The 15,383-nt window shown below is 71.4% G+C and carries 11 protein-coding genes; 9 read left to right on the forward strand and 2 right to left on the reverse strand.

Translation table 11 applies throughout. The features are described 5' to 3' along the window. Positions 1-237 precede the first annotated feature (237 nt). Positions 238-1,647: a tyrosine phenol-lyase gene (locus tag PCC79_RS01060; protein WP_232548707.1), complete on the forward strand. Its 1,410-nt coding sequence runs from the start codon at positions 238-240 to the stop codon at positions 1,645-1,647. A gap of 22 nt (positions 1,648-1,669) precedes the next feature. Then, positions 1,670-2,275, forward strand: coding sequence for a hypothetical protein (locus PCC79_RS01065; protein ID WP_342372738.1), 606 nt, complete (start codon positions 1,670-1,672; stop codon positions 2,273-2,275). A gap of 144 nt (positions 2,276-2,419) precedes the next feature. On the opposite strand, the gene PCC79_RS01070 is transcribed toward PCC79_RS01065, so the two are convergent. Beyond that, the gene (locus PCC79_RS01070) at positions 2,420-3,109 is read right to left on the reverse strand and encodes a transaldolase family protein (protein WP_232548709.1); all 690 of its coding nucleotides are present in this window, start codon (positions 3,107-3,109) and stop codon (positions 2,420-2,422) included. Positions 3,110-3,665: 556 nt separating this feature from the next. Here PCC79_RS01070 and PCC79_RS01075 point away from each other — a divergent pair. The 7 genes from PCC79_RS01075 (at position 3,666) to PCC79_RS01105 (ending at position 14,959) form a co-directional block, all read left to right on the forward strand. Then, positions 3,666-4,424 carry a DeoR/GlpR family DNA-binding transcription regulator gene (locus PCC79_RS01075; protein WP_232548710.1) on the forward strand — a complete coding sequence of 253 codons (759 nt, stop codon included), beginning with the start codon at positions 3,666-3,668 and terminating at the stop codon, positions 4,422-4,424. Between the two features lie 231 nt (positions 4,425-4,655). After that, positions 4,656-6,329, forward strand: coding sequence for a dihydrolipoamide acetyltransferase family protein (locus PCC79_RS01080; RefSeq protein WP_342372739.1), 1,674 nt, complete (start codon positions 4,656-4,658; stop codon positions 6,327-6,329). Beyond that, positions 6,326-7,708: a dihydrolipoyl dehydrogenase gene (gene lpdA / locus PCC79_RS01085; protein WP_342372740.1), complete on the forward strand. Its 1,383-nt coding sequence runs from the start codon at positions 6,326-6,328 to the stop codon at positions 7,706-7,708. Before PCC79_RS01080 ends, lpdA begins: the two co-directional genes overlap by 4 nt. A 28-nt stretch (positions 7,709-7,736) precedes the next feature. After that, the gene (locus PCC79_RS01090) at positions 7,737-10,196 is read left to right on the forward strand and encodes an alpha-ketoacid dehydrogenase subunit alpha/beta (RefSeq protein ID WP_342372742.1); all 2,460 of its coding nucleotides are present in this window, start codon (positions 7,737-7,739) and stop codon (positions 10,194-10,196) included. Positions 10,197-10,222: 26 nt separating this feature from the next. Then, on the forward strand, positions 10,223-10,936 hold the full coding sequence (locus PCC79_RS01095; RefSeq protein WP_232548714.1) for a sulfite exporter TauE/SafE family protein: 714 nt from the start codon (positions 10,223-10,225) through the stop codon (positions 10,934-10,936). Positions 10,937-11,386: 450 nt separating this feature from the next. Beyond that, positions 11,387-12,514, forward strand: a complete 1,128-nt coding sequence (locus tag PCC79_RS01100; protein ID WP_342372743.1) for a lycopene cyclase family protein — start codon at positions 11,387-11,389, stop codon at positions 12,512-12,514. A 156-nt stretch (positions 12,515-12,670) separates the two neighbouring features. Then, positions 12,671-14,959 (forward strand): glycoside hydrolase family 3 N-terminal domain-containing protein, encoded by a 2,289-nt coding sequence (locus PCC79_RS01105; protein WP_342372744.1) that lies wholly within the window; start codon positions 12,671-12,673, stop codon positions 14,957-14,959. Here the strand turns inward: PCC79_RS01105 and PCC79_RS01110 are convergent. Next, complete coding sequence (locus PCC79_RS01110) at positions 14,949-15,323, reverse strand: nuclear transport factor 2 family protein (RefSeq protein WP_232548717.1); 375 nt, start codon at positions 15,321-15,323, stop codon at positions 14,949-14,951. The genes PCC79_RS01105 and PCC79_RS01110 overlap by 11 nt on opposite strands. Between the last annotated feature and the right edge of the window lie 60 nt (positions 15,324-15,383).

The raw sequence follows: 15,383 nt of genomic DNA on the forward strand, positions 1-15,383 counted from the left end.
TGCACGAAGGGCACCGCGGCGGCCGGGGAGAGCGGTGCGCCGGCTGCAGGGCGCGCGCTGCGCCGCCGACCATGAGAATTTGCGGCCCAAACTGCTGTGAACAGGCTTTTTCCCCTCGCTCGTCATGAGGGGCGCTAACATCACCTCCTGTGGGTGATCCCTACGCCACAAAGACAGCAACTGCAGGACGCAGGCCCACCCGCTCGGCGTCCTCACCGGGACGTCGAGGAGGATGTCATGAGCTCCCTGCACACCATGGGGCAGCAGCAGGACCGCCGCAGCTGGGCCGAGCCGTACAAGATCAAGGTCGTCGAACCGCTGCGCACCACCACCCGCGAGGAGCGTGAGGCGGCCATCGCGGACGCCGGGTACAACACCTTCCTGCTCCCCAGCAAGGACGTCTACATCGACCTGCTGACCGACTCGGGCACCAACGCGATGAGCGACCGGCAGTGGGCCGGCATGATGCTGGGCGACGAGGCCTACGCGGGCTCCGGCAACTACTACCGGCTCGAGGACACGATCCGGCGCTTCTACGGCTACCGCCACGTGGTGCCCACCCACCAGGGCCGGGGCGCGGAGAACCTGCTGAGCCAGTCGCTGATCTCGCCCGGCCACCACGTCCCCGGCAACATGTACTTCACCACCACGCGCTTCCACCAGGAGAAGGCGGGCGCGACCTTCCACGACATCATCGTCGACGAGGCCCACGACCCGACTCTCGACGCCCCGTTCAAGGGCAACGTCGACCTCGCCAAGCTTGCCGCGCTGATCGACGAGGTGGGCGCCGAGCGCATCCCGTACGTGTGCGTCGCCGCCACGGTGAACATGGCCGGCGGGCAGCCGATCTCGATGGCGAACATGCGCGCGGTGCGCGAGCTGACGCAGCGCCACGGCATCGCGATCTACCTGGACGCGACCCGCGCCGTCGAGAACGCCCTGTTCATCCGCGAGCGCGAGGAGGGCTACGGCTCCACCTCGCTGGCCGACATCCTGCTGGAGTTCTGCTCCTACTCCGACGGCTGCACCATGAGCGGCAAGAAGGATCCGCTCACCAACATCGGCGGCTGGCTCGCCACCAACGACGAGGCCCTGTTCGAGGAGGCCCGCAACCTCGTCGTGGTCTACGAGGGGCTGCACACCTACGGCGGCATGGCGGGCCGCGACATGGAGGCCATGGCCATCGGTATCACCGAGTCGGTCGAGCTCGCCTACATGAAGTCGCGCGTCGGGCAGGTGCGCTACCTCGGCGAGCTGCTCGACCAGTGGGGGATCCCGTTCGTCCGCCCGGTCGGCGGGCACGGCATCTTCCTGGACGCCCGCGGGTTCTATCCGCACCTGGACCAGGAGCAGTTCCCGGCCCAGACCCTCGCCGCCCAGCTCTACCTGGAGGCCGGCGTCCGCGCCATGGAACGGGGCATCGTCTCGGCCGGCCGGGACGCCGCCACCGGCGAGAACCACCACCCGAGCCTGGAGCTGGTGCGCCTCACCATCCCGCGGCGCGTCTACACCCAGGCGCACATGGATGTGGTGGCTGAGTCGGTCAAGGCCTGCTACGACGACCGGGAGGCCGCCCGGGGCCTGCGCATGACCTACGAGCCGAAGTACCTGCGCTTCTTCCAGGCCCGCTTCGAGCCGCTCGGCTAAGGGTGCTCCCTATCCTGTGGGGGTGCGACGCCGAGCAGCATCCGGGCATCCGGCACGGCCCGGTGGCGCCGGTGTGACGCCGTCGCCTCCCAGCCACGCCGAAGCGGTGGCGGACGCCCTCGCCGCCCGGCTGGCGGCGCGCGTCGCCGCGTGGGTCGTCTGCGGAGCGCTGGTGGTGGTCGTCTTGGCGTCCGGGATCGGCGTCGCGGCGGGTGTCCGCGAGGCCGCCGCGGGCCTGGTCGTGGGCCTGGTGTTGCTGGCAGCCGTCGCCGTGGTGGCCAGGCGCCTGGGGCAGCGGGCCGCCGCAGAGCCGGTGCCCAGCCGCGTGCGTCCGGGTGACACCTGGGGCATGGGGTCGGACCGGGCCACGCTGACCTCCTGGGCGGCCGTGACACTCATCTTCGGCGGCCTCCTGGCTCTGATGGGGCCCCACCTGCCGCCGTCGGCGCTGCTCGCGACCGCCCTGCTGGGCCTGGCGGTCCTGGCCCTGCTGGTGGCGACCGGGTTGCCGGGCATCCTCATCAGGCGCCGCAAGTGGCAGCTGCTGGATGACGCCCTCAGCGCCCACCCCGTCCAGGCGCGGCAGTTCGACGAGGAGCGGCGTCGCCGGGGCGAGGCGCCGCGCTGAGCGTCCCGCTGGGCACACTGGTTCTGCTGGGTGCACTGTCCTGCTGGGTGCACTGTCCGGCTGGGTGCACCGATGCGCGGGTGTCGTCGAGGTGATCCGTCGCCGTGCGGGCACCGGCTGAGTCGGGCGCCGCCACCGGCGGCGTCAGATCACGTCCTCCATGAATGCCTCGAAGTCGCGCACCGCGTTCGCGGTGAGGTCGTCGGCGAAGAGATCGGCGATGATGTCGGGGGAGATCGTGAAGACGCGCACACCGATGTCGGTGAGGGTGACGAGGTGCTGCGCCGACTTGATCGACGCGGCCATGATCATCGGGCCCGAGCCGTCCTGGGGGATGGCGCGGGTCATGTGCGCGATCTCGTCCGGCGCATTGCGTCCGGCCCGGAACATGCGGTTGAAGTAGGGAGCGATGTACTTGACGCCCAGGGCCGATCCGATCAGAGCCTGCTTGGCGGAGTAGACCGCCGTCATGAGCACCGGGATGTCCTGGTCGCGCAGCCGCGAGATGACCTCGGCCCCGACGGGCGTGACGGGCACCTTGATCGTCGATCCCGGAGCCGCCTCGCGGATCTGCATGGCGCTGCGGTACTGCTCCTCGACCGTGGCACCCCACGTCTGGAAGCAGATCTCGCGGGCGCCGTTGTCGCGCGCCCAGTCGTAGATGGTCGGGATGTCGGCGACCCGCTGACCCGCCTCGCGCAGCAACTGCGGATTGGTGGTCACCCCGGAGAACATGCCGGTGCGCAGCCACGGTTCGGCGGCCGCCCGATCGGCGGAATCGATGTAGAGCCGGATGGCATGCGGGTTGTCGAGGGTGACTGGCTGGTGGGGCATGAGCTACTTTCGAAACGTTTGTGAGTGTCAGCATTACGAAAGTAACATGACAGAGCCTCGGCCGGCAAGGCCGGGGCAACACACGCCGTGACGCTGCCGGACGCCGGCGCGCCTCGACCGGGCCACGGGCCCGGTGGCGGGGGTGCCCGGTGGATACACCCCGCGGACGATCTTGGCGGACGGAGCAGCACGCGGCGCAATCCGGAAGGACGTGGCGCACCCCTGAGCGACGTGGCGCGCTGCTGAGCGACGTGGCGCGCTCCAGAGCGACGTGGCGCAGTGCAGCTCACGTGGCGGGCCGCGCACGGGCCGCCGCGTGACGTCCGCTGCGCCACGTTGTTCCGAGGTGCGCCAGGTCGTCCCGAGGTGCGCCAGGTCGTCCGGGGAGTGCGCTCGGGCGTCCCGAGATGTACCGCGTCCTCCCGCGCGTTGCCGCGGTGGGTGGGACGAGCGGGACCCGGCGGGGCGGCTTGCGACCGGTGGGCCTGGATGTCGACTCCGTTGCGCCTCCGGGCCGCAAGCGCTACGATCGCAAGCCAAACGAAAGGTGGGCGGGATGCCTGTGGTGGATCGCCGGGGGCGCGAGGCGCACATCCTGGACGTCCTGACGCGCGACGGCGTCCTCTCGGTGGCCCAGCTCGCCCGGGAACTCGAGGTTTCCGAGGTCACGATCCGTACGCAGTTGCGGGATCTCGAGTCGCGCGGGCTGCTCACCCGCACCCACGGTGGCGCCCAGTCCACCTCGGTGCACAACGTCCTGGAGCGCCAGCGCCTCCGCGAGGCCGAGAAGGACCGCATCGCCCGGGCGGCGGCTGAGCTCGTCCGTGACGGCGACCGCATCATGGTGGAGGCGGGCACCACGACGTCGCGCCTGGTGGCGCACCTGGGCCAGCGCCGCGGCGTCCAGATCGTCACCAACTCGACCCTCGTCTTCGCCCACGCCCGCCACAACACCGCGCTCACGGTGATCCTCACCGGTGGCACGTTCCACCGCCCGAGCGAGTCCCTCGTGGGGCCCGTGGCGCTGCGGGCCATCCGGGACTTCCACGTGCGGCTGGCCTTCGTCGGCACCGATGGCTTCACGCCCCGCCGAGGCCTCACGACGCAGTTCGCGGAGGGGGCTGAGGTCATCGCCGCCATGGGTGCGCAGGCGGATGAGACCTGGCTGCTCGCCGACTCCTCCAAGTACGGCGCCGCCGGGTTCGTGCGCGTGCTGGATCTCGCCGACCTGGCAGGCATCGTCACCGACAACGCCCTCACGGGGGACGCCCGCAGCGCCGTCGGCGACGTCGTGCGCGACCTGCGCGTCGTCTGACCCGGGCGCCATCCCATGCTGACCGGGCGTCAGCCCGGGTCAGGAGACCGGTCTGTCCGCTCGGTGTCGGTGGCCCCCGGCGGGCGGTCGCGGAGCACGTCGATTGGTCAGCAACTCTTGCCGCCCACCGCGTTGGTGCCTTAGGATTGCACTTGACGATCAATCGTAAGTGAATCGAAAGCGTCGTGGATGCGGGGCATCGTCCCGCACGACGAGAAGAAGGAGCCAACGATGGCCCAGATCATCGTGATGCCCGCCCTGGGCAACACCGTTGAGTCGTGCCTCATGTCCGTGTGGTCGGTCTCCGTGGGCGACACCGTCGACGAGGACACCAACCTGTGCGAGATCGAGACCGACAAGTCCACGATGGACGTCCCCGCCGGCGTGTCCGGGACGGTGTTGGCGCTGCTGGTCGAGGAGGGCGACGACGTCCCCGTCAAGAGCCCGATCGCCGTCGTCGGTGGCGCCGACGAGAACGCCGAGGCGGTGCTGGCCGAGCACGGCCTCGCCCCGCAGACCACCGGTGAGGGCGGCGAGGTCGATGAGGGTGGTGAGGACGACCTCACCCCGTCCGCCGACGAATCTGGCTCCGGCTCCGCCACTTCCGGCAGCTCCGACTCCAGCAGCTCCAACTCCACCGCCGCCCGGTCCGCCGCGTCCGGCCGCGACAGCAACCGCCCCGGCGGCTCGGAGACCAGGACCGACGCCCACGGCGCCCCCGCCGAGGCCAGCGACGAGGAACTCGCCGCCGGCGTGCCCGAGGTCACCGGCGAGGGGGGCGAGGTGGACGAGGACGGTGAGGATCCCCTCGCGCCCTCGGTCGATGCCGACGCCACCCAGGGCTCCGGCTCCACTCAAGGCTCCTCGGGCTCCGCCGCAGGCGCTCCCAGCGGCGCCGCCTCTCCGCGGGCCCGTCACCGGGCCGAGGCCGAGGGCGTCCGCCTCGAGAATGTCGGCGAAGGCACGGGCCCGCACGGCCGCATCATCGAGCGCGACGTCGAAGCAGCCCTGGCCGCCGGCCCCCGGCCCACCGCCGGCACCAAGGGCGAGGACCTCTCCGGCGTCGCCCAGGGCACCGCGATTGGCGGCCGAGTCGGCCAGGCCGATCTGGCCGCGTCCACCGCGCCGACGCAGCCTGCCGCCCCGCAGCCCGCCAAACAGCAGCCGGCCGCCCCGCAGTCGGCCGCCCAGGCTGCACCCGCGGCCGGTGAGTACACCGAGACTCCGCTCAAGGGCGTCCGCAAGATCATCGCCGAGCGCATGATCAACGCGCTCGCCACCTCGGCCCAGCTCAGCTACGACGCCTCCGCGGACGCCGCCGGGTTGCTGGCGCTGCGGAAGAAGTTCAAGGCGTCCCCGCCGGAGCTCGGCTACAACGGCATCACGCTGGGCGACCTGGTGTGCTTCGCGACGGTGCAGGTGCTGCGCAACCACGCGAACCTCAACGCCCACCTGGTCGACGGCGCGCTGCGCACGTTCACGCCGGTGCACCTCGGCCTCGCGGTCGACACGCCCCGCGGTCTGCTCGTGCCGACGATCCGCAACGCGGACGGCCTCAGCGTCCGCACGCTGTCGGACACCACCAAGGAGCTCGCCGGCCAGGCCCGCGAGGGCAAGATCGACCCCGCTCTGCTCAGCGGTGCGACGTTCACGGTCAGCAACCTCGGCAGCTTCGGCATCGAGAGCTTCACCCCGATCGTCAACGTGCCGCAGACCGGCATCCTCGGCGTCAACACGATCACCAACCACGCCGTGCTCACCGACGACGGCACCGTGGGCGTCCAGCAGCGGATCAGCTTCTCGCTGACGGCCGACCACCAGGTGGTCGACGGGGCGGACGCGGGCCGGTTCCTGGCCGACCTCGTGCGAGCCATCGAGCACATCGACCTGACGGTCCTGGGGTGAGCGGGGTGGGTCATTACGACGTCATCGTCATGGGCGGCGGCCCCGGCGGCTACATCGCCGGGGAGCGGCTGGCCCACGCCGGGTTGAAGGTGCTCGTCGCCGAGGCCCAGGCCCTCGGCGGCACGTGCCTCAACGTCGGCTGCATCCCGACCAAGTCGCTCCTGAACGGCGCCAAGCTCTACGCCCATGCGCTGTACGGCGAGAAGTTCGGCGTCACCGCCACGGGCGTCTCGTACGACTGGGGCGCCATGCAGGCCTGGAAGACCACGACGGTCGACACCCTCGTCGGGGGCGTCGGGGCCATGCTCAAGCGGCTCAAATGCGAGGTCGTGACGGGCCACGCCACGCTCATCGGGCCCGGTGAGGTCGAGGTGGACGGCACCCGTCACACCAGCGAGCACGTCATCATCGCCACCGGTTCGGAGCCCGTCATGCCGGCCTTCCCTGGCACGCAGGGCAACCCGAAGGTCATCGACTCCACGGGCATGCTGGCCGTCGAGCAGGTGCCGCAGCGCCTCGCCGTCATCGGCGGCGGCGTCATCGGTGTGGAGTTCGCCTCGCTGTTTGCCGCGCTCGGCTCGCAGGTCACGGTCATCGAGATGATGGACGAGATCTGCCCCTTCATGGACGCCGACGTGGCCGCCGCGCTGCGCAAGGGCATCGAGGGCGACGTCACGTTCCACCTCGGCTCGACCGTCACGGCCGTCGACGACGCCACCGTCGTCTTCACCGCACGCAACGGTGAGGAGCAGCGCGTCGAGGCCGACCTCGTCCTCATGGCCGTCGGACGCCGCCCGCTCGTCTCCGGGTGGGGTGCCGAGGAGGCCGGCCTGGACGTCTCGCGCTTCGGCGTCGTGGTGGACGACCAGATGCGCACCAACCTGCCCAACGTCTGGGCCGTCGGTGACGTCACCGGACGCAGCCTGCTCGCCCACGCTGCCTACCGCATGGGTGAGATCGCCTCGGCCCACATCATCGACACCGCCGCGGCCACCAAGGCGGGTCAGGTGATGCGCTGGCACACCATCCCCTGGGCGGTGTACTCGCTGCCCGAGGCGGCCGGCGTCGGCCTGACGCAGGCGCAGGCGTCCGAGCGCTACGGCGAGATCCTGACGGCGACCGTGCCGTTGGCACTCAGCGGCCGCTTCGTCGCCGAGAACGGCGTCAAGGCGCCCGGCCTGGTGAAGGTGGTGGCCGACGCCGCCACCCGCACCGTCCGCGGCGTCCACATGCTCGGCACCTACGCGCCCGAGACCATCTGGGGCGCGGTCGCCGCGCTCGAGACCGAACTGAGCATCGACGACCTGCGCCAGGTCGTCTTCCCGCACCCGACCGTCTCCGAAGGCATCCGCGAGGCCGTCTGGGCCGTGCGGGGCTGACCGAACCACTTGTAGAGGAAGAGAAACCATGACCAAGTCACTCGTCGTCAACCCGGCCGACGTGCGCGCGGCGTCCGTGATCAGGACGCCGGACATCCCCGTCAACGCCTACGAGATGGACTTCGCGCCCGAGAAGCGGCGTCACGGCGCCGACGGGCTGACGAACATGCTGCACGACATGATCGTCATCCGGACCTTCGAGTCGATGCTCAACTCCATCAAGACCACCGGTGGGTGGCAGGGGATCGAGTACAACCACAAGGGGCCCGCCCACCTGTCGATGGGCCAGGAGGCGTCCGCCGTCGGGCAGGCCGCCGAGCTGACGGCCGACGACTTCGTGTTCGGCAGCCACCGCAGCCACGGCGAGATTCTCGCCAAGAGCCTGTCGGCCGCCCGCACGATGGACGCCGACCGCCTCTCCGGCATCATGGCGGGCTTCCTGGACGGCGACACCCTGCGGCACGCCGAGAAGGTGGACCACACCGACGCGGCCGACCTCGCCGAGAACTTCATCCTGTTCGGCACGCTGGCCGAGATCTTCGCCCGCCGCGACGGCTTCAACCGGGGCATGGGCGGCTCGATGCACGCCTTCTTCACCCCGTTCGGTTCGATGCCCAACAACGCCATCGTCGGTGGCTCCGCGCCGATCGCCCAGGGCTCGGCGCTGTTCAAGCGGATCAACGACAAGCCCGGCATCGTGATCGCCAACATCGGCGACGCCTCCATGGGGTGTGGCCCCGTCTGGGAGGCCATGATGTTCTCCGCGATGGACCAGTTCCGCCAGCTCTGGCGCGAATCCGACGGTGGCAACCCGCCGATCCTGTTCAACTTCTTCAACAACTTCTACGGCATGGGTGGCCAGACCGACGGCGAGACGATGGGCTACGACCTGCTCGCCCGCGTCGGCGCCGGCGTCAATCCCGAGGCCATGCACGCCGAGCGTGTCGACGGCTACAACCCCCTCGCCGTGGCGGACGCGATCCGCCGCAAGAAGGAGATCCTCGAGTCCGGACGCGGCCCCGTCCTGCTCGACACGATCACCTACCGCTTCTCGGGTCACTCGCCCTCGGACGCCTCGAGCTACCGCACCAAGGACGAGGTGGCGCTGTGGGAGGAGGTCGACTCGATCACCACCTTCGCCGACCTGCTGGTCTCCAAGCGCGTCGTCAAGAAGGGCGACGTGGACGACATGTTCGCCTCCGTCGCCGACAAGCTCGGCCACGTGCTGAAGCTCGCCATCGACGACGACGCCTGCCCGCGCGTGGACGCCCAGTTCATCGAGTCGGTCATGCTCAGCAACGGCAACGAGCCCACCATGGACGCCGACCGCGAGCCCGAGTTGTTGACGCCGCTGGAGGAGAACCCGCGCGTCCAGGCCATCGCGAAGAAGGTGCGCACCGCCACCGACGAGAACGGCAAGCCCGTCTCGAAGGTGAAGATGTACCAGTTCCGCGACGGCCTGTTCGAGGCGATGGCCCACGGCTTCGCCACCGACCCGACCATGGCGGCCTGGGGCGAGGAGAACCGCGACTGGGGTGGCGCCTTCGCCGTCTACCGTGGCCTCACCGAGCTGCTGCCGTACCGGCGGCTGTTCAACTCGCCGATCTCCGAGGCGGCCATCGTGGGCGCCGGCGTCGGCTATGCCCTGAGCGGCGGCCGGGCCGTCGTCGAGCTGATGTACTGCGACTTCCTCGGCCGCGCCGGCGACGAGGTGTTCAACCAGATGGCCAAGTGGCAGTCGATGTCGGCCGGCATCCTCACCATGCCGCTGGTGCTGCGCGTCAGCGTCGGCAACAAGTACGGCGCCCAGCACAGCCAGGACTGGTCGGCGCTCGCCGCCCACATGCCCGGCCTGAAGGTCTACTTCCCGGCCACCCCGACCGACGCGAAGGGCATGCTGAACCTCGCCCTGCGCGGCACCGACCCGGTGGTGTTCCTCGAGTCGCAGCTGCTCTACGACAAGGGCGAGGAGTTCGAGGCGGACGGCGTCCCCGAGGGCTACTACGAGACCCCGGAGGGCGAGCCGATCGTGCGCCGCGAGGGTTCGGACGTCACCATCGCGACCCTGGGCGCCACGCTCTACCGCGCCATGGAGGCGGCCCAGGAGCTGGAGGAGAAGCACGGCGTGTCGGCCGAGGTCATCGACCTGCGGTTCGTCGCCCCGCTCAACCTCGAGCCGGTGGTGGCCTCGGTGCGCAAGACCGGCCGGCTGGTGCTGGCGTCCGACGCCGTGGAGCGCGGCTCGGTGCTGCAGACGATCGCCAACCAGGTGCAGACGGTTGCGTTCGACGCGCTGGACGCCCCGGTCACCATCGTCGGCGCCCGCAACCATGTGACGCCGGCGCCCGAGCTGGAGGACCTGTTCTTCCCCCAGCCGAGCTGGATCATCGACGCCATCCACGAGCGCATGCTGCCCCTGAAGGGCTACACGCCGACCTCCAACCAGACCGAGGGTGAGATCCTGCGCCGCTCCCGGCTGGGGGTCTGACCCTGGCCTTCTGGACCGCCCACCCGGTGGAGGTCGTCGCGGCGGTGCTCGCGCTCGCCTTCATCGGGGCGGTGGTGCAGGGGGTGCTCGGCTTCGGCCTGGGCGTCGTGGCCGCGCCCTTCGTGGCGTGGCTCGCGCCCGAGGTGCTACCCGCCGCCCTCGTCCTGGCCTCGTTGCCGCTGCCCTTGCTGACGCTGGGGGGCGAGTGGCGCGCCACGGACTGGCGGGCGTTGGGCTGGGCGTTGGTCGGACGCCTGCCCGCCACGCTGGTGGGGGTGTTCATCGTCGCCGTCGTTCCCGTGGCCGGGCTGCAGATCCTGGTGGCCGCGTCGGTGCTGCTCATGGTGGGGCTGACGCTGTTCCGGGTCGAGGTGCCGCGCACCGGCGTCACGCTGGCCGGGGCCGGCGTGCTGTCGGGCATCACCGGCACGACCACCGGCATCGGCGGCCCGCCCATCGCCATCGTGCTGCGCAACGACGAGCCCGCCGTGGCCCGCGCGACCATGGCCGCCTACTTCATGATCGGCTCGCTGCTGACCCTGGGCGCGCTGGCCAGCGTCGGCCGGGTGTCGGGGGTGCCGCTCGCGGCCGGGCTGGCGATGCTGCCGGCGTCCGTGCTCGGCTTCGTCGTGGCCCTGGGGGTGCGCCGCCACGTGACCGGCGCCCGGTTCCGGGGCGCCGTGCTGGCCGTGTCGAGCATCGCCGCCGTAGCGCTGCTGGTGCGGGCCCTCTCGGGCTGACCCCTCTCACGTGGCGCACCCCGAGCTCACGTGGCGCACCGCGAACCCATGTGGCGCACCGCGAACCCACGTGGCGCATCCCGAACCCACGTGGCGCAGCGCCGCTCACGTGGCGGCCCGTGCAAGACCCTCCACGTGAGCTCCACTACGCCACGTGCTGGTGAGGTGCGCCAAGTGACCGCACATGGCGCCACGTGATCCCCAAGGCCCGGGGCCCGGCCGGCCATCCCGCGGCCACCACGGAGAGGAGCCAGCAGCCAAGGGGGCACGGGCGGCTTCGATGAAAACGCGACAGTGAGTGCGCACTCACTCCGGCAAGCACGCTCACGACGCGACGTGGGCGAAATCGAGTGTCATCTTTTCGTCGGGCCTGTCTGTTTCCTGGTCGTCGAGGGTGCTCCGCCCCGGCCGAGGTCTGTTGGGCCTTCACCGCTGGCTAGGGTGAGCGGCATGTTCGACGTCGCGATCGCAGGGCTCGGCCCCGCCGGGTGGTCGCTGGCGTCCGCCTGCGCCGCCCGGGGGATTTCCGTGCTCGCCGTCGCCCCCCACCCCGACGCCCCGTGGACCCCCACCTACGGGGTCTGGGCCGACGAGCTCGGCGACCTACCGGCGAGGGTGGTGCGCGCCCGGGTGGAGAACCCCGAGCTGCGCGCCCACGGATCCCACCCGCTGCGGCGGCCCTACGTCGTGCTCGACAACCCGGCCCTCCGTGACGCCCTGCCCCTGACCGGCGTGGACGTGCGTGCCGCCCGGCTCGACGACGCCGGTGTGGCGGCCCTGTGCCGCGAGGCGCGCGTGGTGGTGGACGCCCGCGGCGCCCGCCCCGACGGGTACCCCGCCGACGACCCCGCGCCCGCCCAGACCGCCTGGGGCCTGGTGCTGGACGCCGACGCCGCGGCCCCCGCCCTGGCAGGAGCCGAGGCCCTGCTCATGGACTTCCGCACCGACTGGGCCGAGGATCCTCAGCACCCCCGCGGCCCGGCCACATTCCTGTATGCGATCCCCGTCGGCGACGGCGGCGTCCTGCTGGAGGAGACCTGCCTCGCCGCCGCCCCCGGCCTGCCCACCGCCGAACTCAAGGAGCGCTTGGCCCGCCGCCTCACCCGCCGCGGGGTCGCCCCCGCAGCCCTGACCGAGCCCCGGGCGCGCGAGGTGGTCCGCATCCCCATGCGCGGCCGCGGCTCGCCTCCCGCCCCAGGCGTCCTGGCCCTCGGCACCGCCGGCCGCGGGGGACACCTCGTCACCGGCTACTCCGTTGCGCACAGCCTGCGCACCGCAGCACCGCTGGCCGACGCCGTTGCCCGCGCCGTCGCCACCGGGCGCCCGCCCCGCCCCGTCGACCCACCCGGGCCCGCCGACCTGTTCCGCGAAGCCGGGCTGCGCGCCCTGCTGCGCCTCGACGTCGCCGGCACCCTGCACCTGTTCGACGCCTTCGGCCGCCTGTCCCGCGCCAGCCAGGCCGCGTTCCTCTCCCGGGACGCCGCCGCGCTCGACCTCGCCCGAGCCATGTGGGGCATGTTCACCCGGATGCCGCCCGCGGGGCGCCGCGAGCTCATCCACGCCACCCTTGGCCGGTGAGCAGGCAGAAGGCCGGGCCGTTGGGCAAGCAGCACGCCGGGTCGGTGAGCAGCCAGCGGATCTGCCGCAGGGGCTGGTCAGCCACCGATCGGGATGATACGTTTAAGTGAGTCCACGACACGCGGCACGCAGCGGTGCCCGCCGAAGGAGAACCCGATGACCGATCTGCCCTACCGCGACCCCAGCCTCAGCACGGCCGAGCGGGTCGACGACCTGATGTCCCGCCTCTCGGTGGAGGACAAGGCCGGCCAGCTCACCCAGTACTTCTACATGGCCAGCTTCGGCGAGCTGCCCGTCGATTTCGACTTCGAGGCCCTGCCGCCCGAGGCGCAGTCGTTCGCCAAGCAGCCGCTCATGGTGAAGGACGCGATCGCCGCGGGCAAGGCCGGCTCGGCCCTGTTCGTCAAGGACGCGGCCACCGCCAACATCCTGCAGCGCAAGGCGGTCGAGGAGAGCCCGCACGGCATCCCGCTCATCTTCGGCTACGACGTCATCCACGGCTTCCGCACCATCTTCCCGGTGCCGATCGCGCAGGCCGCATCCTGGGATCCCGAGGCCGTCGAGGCCGGCCAGCGCATCGCCGCCCGCGAGGCCCGCGCGGTGGGCATCCACTGGGCGTTCGCCCCGATGGTCGACATCGCGCGCGACCCCCGCTGGGGCCGCATCATCGAGGGTGCCGGCGAGGATCCTTGCCTCGGCTCGGCCATCGCCGCCGCCCAGGTGCGCGGCTTCCAGGGCGGCGTCAAAGGCAACGCCATCGGCGACGAGAGCATCCTGGCCGGCCCCAAGCACTTCGCCGGTTATGGCGCCGCCGTCGGCGGCCGCGATTACGACGACGCCGACATCTCCGACTCCGAGCTCCGCAACGTCTACCTCCCGCCCTTCAAGGCGGCCGTGGACGCCGGCGCCGCGAACCTGATGAGCGCCTACATGGACCTCAACGGCGTCCCCGCGTCGGCCAACCGCTGGCTGCTCAACGACGTGCTGCGCGACGAGTGGGGCTTCACCGGCTGGGTCGTCTCCGACGCCAACGCCATCCGCTCGCTCGAGACCCAGCACCACGCGAAGGACCTCACCGACGCCGGCGCCCGCGGCCTGCACGCCGGCAACGACATGGAGATGTGCATGTTCGACCCGGCGTTCAACCGCCTGCCGGACGCCGTCGCCGCCGGCTTGGTCAGCGAGGAGGAACTGGACGCCTCGGTGCGCCGCGTGCTCACCGCCAAGGTCGAGCTCGGCCTCTTCGAGCACCCCTACGCCGACGAGGACGCCGTGGCCGCCGTGCTGGACGCCGCCGAGCACCGCGACGCCGCCCGCGCCTCCGCCGAGAAGACCCTCGTGCTGCTGCGCAACGAGGGCGCCGCCCTGCCGCTGGACGCCGACGCGCTCGGCTCGATCGCGGTCATCGGCGAGCTCGCCGACTCCCCGCGCGACACCCTGGGCCCGTGGGTGTTCGACCACGACACCGACGAGGCGGTCAGCATCCTGGCCGGCATCAAGGAGCGCGCCGGTGACGGCGTCACCGTCGAGCACGTCCCCGGCGTGAAGGTGGAGCCGCGGCACTTCCCGTCCATGTTCGACCGCATGGATCCGACCACCCCGCAGACCCCCGAGGGCCACGACGACGACGCCGAGCTCGCCCGCGCCATCGAGCTGGCCGAACGCTCGGACGTGGCGGTCGTCGTGATCGGCCAGCGCCAGAACCAGATCGGTGAGAACGCCTCGGCGGGCACCCTGGAGCTGCCCGGACGCCAGCTCGAGCAGCTGCAGGCGCTGGTTGCCACCGGGACGCCGGTGGTCGCGCTCGTGATGTCGGGGCGTCCGCTCGACCTGCGCTGGGCCAACGAGCACGTGCCGGCGATCCTGCAGGTCTGGTACCCCGGCACCCGCGGCGGCGAGGCGGTGGCGTCCGCGCTGTTCGGCGACGTCAGCCCCGCCGGACGCCTGCCCATCACCTGGCCGCGTCACGTCGGCCAGGTGCCGATGTACCACAACCACTACCGCACCTTCCAGCCCGAGGCGCAGGGGCAGCGCTACTGGGACGAGGAGTCGACGCCGCTGTACCCCTTCGGCCACGGCCTGTCGTACGCCGCGTTCAGCTATGCCGACCTGCGGACCCCCGGGACGGTTGCGGTGGGGGAGACGGCCACGGTGTCGGTGGCGGTCACGAACGACTCCTCGGTGGACGCCGAGGACGTCGTGCAGCTCTACGTGCACCAGCGCCACGGCACCTCGACGCGGCCGATCCGGGAGCTGAAGGGCTTCCGGCGGGTGCACGTGCCGGCGGGGGAGACGGTCACGGTCGAGTTCGAGCTCGGCCCCGACCAGCTCCGCTACTGGAGCGCCGTCACCCGCGAATGGGTGCAGGACGCCACCGTGCTGGATGTGTGGGCGGGCGGCTCGTCGGTGGCGGAACTGGCGACCACCCTCGAGATCACGGGGTGAGCAGCCGGGTGAAGGACAGCGACGCCAGCTGCCACCGCTCGTCGGTGCGCACGTAGACCTCCGTCGTCACGAACGGGTTCGTCACCTCCTCACCGCCCACGACGGCCACGAGCCGCAGGGTGGTGAGGAGGACGGCAGTGTGATCGCTGAGGAGGGGGACGGTCACCGACTCCACGTCGACAGTCTTGTACTGGATGTCGCCGCGACGGATGACCTCCAGCTCCTGATCCTTGGTCATGGTCGCGCCCATGTGGACGAAGACCGCGTCGTCATGGACGCCTTCGGCCAGGGCGTCCGCGTCGCGCTCGGACATCTGGCGCCACGTCCGGGCCGACAGTTCGATGATCTCCTGCTGGGTCGTCACGGTCGCCATCCTCTCTTCGAGCACTGGGGACGCCTCGTGGCGGCCCGGGTGGATGCCAGC

It is taken from the genome of Propioniciclava soli, assembly GCF_038502305.1.
Taxonomy (GTDB): domain Bacteria; phylum Actinomycetota; class Actinomycetes; order Propionibacteriales; family Propionibacteriaceae; genus Propioniciclava; species Propioniciclava soli.

Bases quoted from the DNA above. Each gene is read 5' to 3' on its own strand.
- PCC79_RS01060 (WP_232548707.1), top strand. From the start codon at position 238: ATGAGCTCCCTGCACACCATGGGGCAGCAGCAGGACCGCCGCAGCTGG.
- PCC79_RS01070 (WP_232548709.1), bottom strand. From the start codon at position 3,109: ATGCCCCACCAGCCAGTCACCCTCGACAACCCGCATGCCATCCGGCTC.
- PCC79_RS01075 (WP_232548710.1), top strand. From the start codon at position 3,666: ATGCCTGTGGTGGATCGCCGGGGGCGCGAGGCGCACATCCTGGACGTC.
- PCC79_RS01080 (WP_342372739.1), top strand. From the start codon at position 4,656: ATGGCCCAGATCATCGTGATGCCCGCCCTGGGCAACACCGTTGAGTCG.
- PCC79_RS01090 (WP_342372742.1), top strand. From the start codon at position 7,737: ATGACCAAGTCACTCGTCGTCAACCCGGCCGACGTGCGCGCGGCGTCC.
- PCC79_RS01100 (WP_342372743.1), top strand. From the start codon at position 11,387: ATGTTCGACGTCGCGATCGCAGGGCTCGGCCCCGCCGGGTGGTCGCTG.
- PCC79_RS01105 (WP_342372744.1), top strand. From the start codon at position 12,671: ATGACCGATCTGCCCTACCGCGACCCCAGCCTCAGCACGGCCGAGCGG.